Below are 5,276 nucleotides of genomic sequence, written 5' to 3' on the forward strand. Positions count from 1 at the left end.
GCTTGAGCCAACCCGGCATGCTGGATACATCACAACAGGCGGATGTCTTCAAATCGGCACTGCTCTGCAGCACCTTACCGTAATAGTCTTTGACCGATTCGTGCATGGAGCCCCCTAGGCATGGGTAAACTGAGTCTTAGAACCTGTCCGGCGGAATCTGTTACTTTAGCCCAGTGTGTGCTGCGTGGGTAGCCTCAAGTAATAAGCCGTGGCTGTTCTTTTTGAGTGATGTTATGCGAGCACAGAGCGCCGAAGGGGGGGCCGCTCACCTGTAGTCCGGATTGGGGTTATCGAATCTGCAGCCCGCTTTCCACTCGCTTGGCTGATTAGCGTGCGCGGGAATGCCGTTGTTGTTTTTCAACATCTGAGCCAGATGCATCAGATTCCATGACATGAACGCAATATTGCGCAATGTTTGGCACCATCCTCGTTCCCGGTCACCACGCAGCCGCCCGCTCGACCGTAATAAAGATACTGACCCTTATGGTTGAATTTACCCGACTCGCTGTACAAGCGCTCCAATATCCGCCGGCATATCGAGCTCTCTTCACCCAACCAGATAGGCGTCGCAATTACCAGGATGTCAGCGCCAGGGACTTTACGGCACAGCCCGGACCAATCATCACGATCAAATCCATGCTCTGTCATGTCGGGATAAACGCCAGGAGCGAGATCGTAATCCACCTGCCTGATCATTTCGGTATGAACACCGTTCGTATCCATGATTGCTTGGGAGACACTCAAGAGCGCCTCGGTATGAGAAAAGGTGCCGGTGGGATTTAGGGTACAGTTGAAGAAAACTGCAGAAAGACCAGAGAAGTCGAACTGATGTTCCCGGCAAAGTGCTTCTTGTTTTTCGTTAAGTGACATGACGAGACTCCTGAAATTAAGCCCCGGCAATGCGATAGAAACGACTGGCGCCAGTCGGGGCATGTGTTTGGTCTATGGAGGAAAGGATCATCTAGTCCTTCGGCAAACCGGGACAGCGATTGCGTGCAGACACGACGCAGGGCAGCTGAAACGGCTGAAGTTACAATCTGGGTGAAACAGGATGGGCCGCATGGTAACGTTCCATGATGGAAAAAGAAGTTGCGAAAATGCCTTCAGCCCCGCGCCTGGAAGCTGACTCCTTCACGCTTACGCAGCACCAACCATGTTGTTACATTCCTTTGCATTGACTGAGACCTGTAACAAATAGGATCTCAATTCATCCGACCATCGTGAAACACGCTTGAGCCTATGACCGACGAATCAGTTTTACTAGAGGACCTCCGAGCGCAAAAACCCGGCGCCGCCGAAAGGGCGGTTCGTCTTCATCAGGGCTTTCTGATGATGATGGTGCGGCCGCTGGTAGGTGAGGATCTTGCACACGACGTGGTTCAGAACACCTGGATAAAGGCTCTGGGCGCGATTGACAGTTTTGAGGGACGCAGTCAATTCAGGACCTGGCTTGCTCGGATCGCGCTGAACGAAGCCAAAGGGTTGCTACGCAAGCATCATCGAGAGGTCTCGCTGGACTCCGCGGAGGCAGATGGTGAATCACCCATCGCGAACAGGTTCAAGAAAACTGGCGGCTGGCAGGCGCCACCGCACACCTGGCACCACGAGACTCCCGATGCACTGCTTACCGAAGCCGAATTGCAGGAATGCATCAACAAACACCTGCATAGGCTCCCGGAAGCGCAACGCGGGGTGGTCATGCTCAGGGAAATGGGTGGAATGGGTTTCGAGGAAATCGCTGCCGAGTTGGGACTGAGTGAAGGCAACATTCGCGTATTACTGCACCGAGCAAGACAGGCGATGCACGCCATGCTGGATCATTTTGAGGAGGAAGGCACATGCTGAGTTGTCACCAGATGTCGGAGCTGGGCTCGGATATAATCGACCAGAATTTGACGTTCAACTCCCGTATGGCGGTTATGATGCACATTAGCATGTGTCGCCATTGTCGACGCTACATCAAGCAGCTTTCGTTGACCTCTGCGGTACTGACACAGCTGCCGATGCCCGCCCAACCCGAGGATATTGCCTCGGTCGTTGCTGCTCTCAAGCAGGAAGGGCGTTATTTCTAGCTGTTAGCCGCTCGGCTCGAGTCTCCACAAATTCTGCCTTGTGTGCTTGATGACTACACCCCACCAGCGAGCAATTCGTTTATTAAAGCATCCAGATGTTCGGCATCGTAGTCGGGCGCATCCATGATAGCCGGGAACGTCTTGCCGGGTCGGCGCAAAAATGCGGTACCCAACCCCGCATTTTTCGCGCCATGTATATCCCAGCCGTGGCAGGCGACCAGCGTTATTTTGGAGGGTTCGACGCCGCAGCGCTGAGCACAGTGTAAGTAGACCTCCTTACGCGGCTTCCACAATCGCACCTCGTCAACCGAAATAACATGTTCCATGAGGCCGTCGACCCCGGCTCGAGCAAGAAGCTTGCTGGTAACCTCCTGGCTGCCATTGGTGAGAGCGACCATCCTCACTCCCTTTTCAGCCAGGCGTTGCATCCCGGGAGCCACATCGTTGCAGGCCTCTAGCTGGGCAAAGGTGCCGATTATTTCCGCGCGCTGCTGCTCGGTCAGCGTTGCCCCGTTTGCTCTGGCGACAGCCTCAAGCGCATCCAGAGCAATCTCCTTGAAAGGGCTGTAACTGTCCGTGGCGTTTAACGCAAAGGCGTTGCGTAACAGCTGGGCAAACCATATTTCCAGTGCATGACCGGGTAGCCCGGCATCTTGCAGTTTTGCTCTGATGGGTTCGAGTGGAAAAAGCGTCTCGATCACATCAAACACTACTACCGATGGGCGTTGCTTCATGAAGCCTCCAGGGAGCATTCCTAAACCGCTGAGCGCCGCTGCATTTTGGCGTCCAGGCACAGCGCGTCTTCATCCTTGAAAGCAATCAACAGGACACTGCCGGCGAATATGATCAGAGAGGGATAGAACAGCGCGTTGGAGCCTTCCAGAAACCAGCCCCACGGATCTATTACCGAACCTGCCACCGCGAAGAGTGACGCCGCGTTAAGCAGCAATTGGATCGGGTAAACCCAGCGGCGGAGAACGCCGATCACCACAGCCAAACCAACCAACACCTGCAATGCCCCTCCGATTGGCAAAACCATGTCCGAGGCAAGGAAACCGAAATAGAACTTTTCGGCCACGGCGATACCGTGGGCGGTGTTGAAGATCTTGTCAGCCCCCCACACCACCAGAAGCCAGCCGAGGGATACCCTCAGCAACAGCAACGACCATACTTTCATTGCTTTGCCCTCACTTGGCTTTGGTCCAGGCGAACTTGCGGAATGGCTCATCTATCGGTGTCTGCGCAATATGATTGATATAGTTGCTCATGACCTTCTGCGATACTCCAAGAACCACCTCAAGCACCTGCTGGCGGCTGAAGCCGGCCTCATAGAAGGCCTTTAGGTCCTGCTCGCTGACCTCACCGCGCTTGCGCACCATCTGCAGGACGAAAGTCCTGAGGGCTTCCAGCCGTTGGTTTGGCAGAGGCTGCTCGTTGCGCAAGGCGTCGGTCACTTCATCCGACACCTTCATCGACTTGGCAATTCCGGTATGGGCGGGAACGCAATAATGGCAAGCATGCTCGACATTGATGCTCTGCCAGAGCACGGTTTTTTCTTCGTTGTCGAAGCTGCTTTCCATGACTAGGCGATGTAGCTGCTGGTAACCCTCCAACACTGCAGGCGCTTCGGCCATCACCGCGTGCAACCCGGGAATCATGCCGAAGGCCTTGGCCGAACTCTCCAACAACGGTTTAGAGCCTTCCGGCGCGGACGTCTGATCGTGCAATTTGAATTCGCTCATGGCACTTCTCCATTTTTTGAATGATCGCTCAAATACCAGTGCAAGTTAACTCGAACCAGATCATTCATCAAGTTAAGATGGGGTACTGAAATCGAATCACCAGCGCGGAGATCCCCAATACCATGCCGAGAATGGTGAAATATGATCGTGACACAGCGCTTCAGCAAGCTGTCACCCTCTTCTGGAAACAGGGTTACTCCGGCGCCTCGATGAAGCAGATTGAACAGGCGCTGGATATGCGACCCGGCAGCCTGTATGCCGCTTTTGGGAGCAAGGATGGGCTTTTCTCGGAAGCGCTGGACCGGTACCTGGGCGCAATGTTTCAGGAGATGGATGAGCACCTCGGCCGATACACTTCGATTACCGAAGGTCTCAAAAGCTACCTCAGGCAACTCGCTACAAGCACCTCCTGCGATAGCAGCCCACCCGCTCGCGCCTGCATGCTGGTCAAGACGCTACTTGAGCTCAATGATGAGCAGACTCCGCTTCAAACCAAGATCAACGGCATTTTCCGTTTGATCGAGAACAAGTTCGCTGAGGTGCTGGAAGATGCCAAGCGGCGCGGGGAGGTCTGTCAGGCCCTTGATTGCGGACGTATGGCGAGATTGCTTCAGACCCAGGTAATGGGTCTGCGCTCCTTTGCTCAACGTGATGTGCCAGCAGAGCATGTCCAGATGCTGGCCGAAGATCTGGTCAGCATGCTGGAAATTCAATGGCAAACGGGAAGGTGAAGCGAGCTTGAGCTCTGCCCCTCAACCCAAACCGCGTGGCGGGTAGTTCTTCTCCTGAATAACCCCTATACCCATTTTTATCATCTCCAGATCCGGACGACAGAAGGGCGCACTGGAAACCTCCGCGAAATGCAGACCTCCGTCCGGGCGAAGGAAAAACAGCCCCGGCTCGGCAAAGGGCCAATCCGTTTCGGCGCTATCCAGGGACGTCGAAATGTACAGACCCAGAGCTCTGGCCTGCTCGATATCAAGATCGTAGGCAACCTCGAAATCCAGGCCCAGATTGCTGGCAAATTCTTGCGCTTTTTCTCGTGGATCAGTGGAAGCAGCGACGATCTGGACATTCATCTTGTCAAAATCCGCTTTCATCTCGTTCAGTTGGCTTAGGTACTTCTTACAGATCGGGCAATGCAAGCCGCGGTAGATCACCAGCATCTGCCACTGCCCTTGTGGTGGGCGACCAAGCATGATTTCTTTGTCGCCAAGTGTTGGCAAGAGGATGGTTGGAAACGCCTTATCAATCTTTGCGTGGGCTGTCATAGTCTGGCTCCTACTATTTTGTGAGGAACTTGATCGCGAACATACTGCTCTGACCTTTCCCCCAAATTCCGCACCATAAACTCGATGAGATTTCCAGCTAACCTAGCACGATGGAGATCTCGATATGAAGAAGACGCGATACACCGAAGAACAGATCATTGGCGCTATCAAGGAGCACGAGGCCGGCGCCA

8 protein-coding genes are annotated in these 5,276 nt (G+C 54.2%); 3 read left to right on the plus strand and 5 right to left on the minus strand.

The genetic code is table 11. The features are described from left to right. Nucleotides 1-378: 378 nt before the first annotated feature. Complete coding sequence (locus ABYA88_RS15055; RefSeq protein WP_373188207.1) at nucleotides 379-870, minus strand: flavodoxin family protein; 492 nt, start codon at nucleotides 868-870, stop codon at nucleotides 379-381. 369 nt (nucleotides 871-1,239) lie between these two features. Here ABYA88_RS15055 and ABYA88_RS15060 point away from each other — a divergent pair, with 369 nt between their 5' ends. Next, on the plus strand, nucleotides 1,240-1,845 hold the full coding sequence (locus tag ABYA88_RS15060) for an RNA polymerase sigma factor (RefSeq protein ID WP_373188208.1): 606 nt from the start codon (nucleotides 1,240-1,242) through the stop codon (nucleotides 1,843-1,845). Further along, nucleotides 1,839-2,072 (plus strand): anti-sigma factor, encoded by a 234-nt coding sequence (locus ABYA88_RS15065; RefSeq protein ID WP_373188209.1) that lies wholly within the window; start codon nucleotides 1,839-1,841, stop codon nucleotides 2,070-2,072. Before ABYA88_RS15060 ends, ABYA88_RS15065 begins: the two co-directional genes overlap by 7 nt. 53 nt (nucleotides 2,073-2,125) lie before the next feature. On the opposite strand, the gene ABYA88_RS15070 is transcribed toward ABYA88_RS15065, so the two are convergent. Genes ABYA88_RS15070 through ABYA88_RS15080 form a run of 3 tightly spaced genes read right to left on the minus strand, consistent with a single transcriptional unit; the run spans nucleotide 2,126 to nucleotide 3,814 of the window. After that, nucleotides 2,126-2,806, minus strand: a complete 681-nt coding sequence (locus ABYA88_RS15070; RefSeq protein WP_373188210.1) for a haloacid dehalogenase type II — start codon at nucleotides 2,804-2,806, stop codon at nucleotides 2,126-2,128. A 20-nt stretch (nucleotides 2,807-2,826) separates the two neighbouring features. Continuing rightward, a complete protein-coding gene (locus ABYA88_RS15075) occupies nucleotides 2,827-3,249 on the minus strand; it encodes a DoxX family protein (RefSeq protein WP_373188211.1) in 423 nt (140 codons plus the stop codon). A 10-nt stretch (nucleotides 3,250-3,259) separates the two neighbouring features. Then, nucleotides 3,260-3,814, minus strand: a complete 555-nt coding sequence (locus tag ABYA88_RS15080) for a carboxymuconolactone decarboxylase family protein (protein ID WP_373188212.1) — start codon at nucleotides 3,812-3,814, stop codon at nucleotides 3,260-3,262. Nucleotides 3,815-3,945: 131 nt separating this feature from the next. Here ABYA88_RS15080 and ABYA88_RS15085 point away from each other — a divergent pair, with 131 nt between their 5' ends. Continuing rightward, complete coding sequence (locus tag ABYA88_RS15085; RefSeq protein ID WP_373188214.1) at nucleotides 3,946-4,545, plus strand: TetR/AcrR family transcriptional regulator; 600 nt, start codon at nucleotides 3,946-3,948, stop codon at nucleotides 4,543-4,545. A gap of 21 nt (nucleotides 4,546-4,566) precedes the next feature. On the opposite strand, the gene ABYA88_RS15090 is transcribed toward ABYA88_RS15085, so the two are convergent. Then, nucleotides 4,567-5,085 carry a peroxiredoxin-like family protein gene (locus tag ABYA88_RS15090; protein WP_373188213.1) on the minus strand — a complete coding sequence of 173 codons (519 nt, stop codon included), beginning with the start codon at nucleotides 5,083-5,085 and terminating at the stop codon, nucleotides 4,567-4,569. Nucleotides 5,086-5,276: the final 191 nt, after the last annotated feature.

This window comes from Halopseudomonas sp., assembly GCF_041579695.1.
Classification (GTDB): domain Bacteria; phylum Pseudomonadota; class Gammaproteobacteria; order Pseudomonadales; family Pseudomonadaceae; genus Halopseudomonas.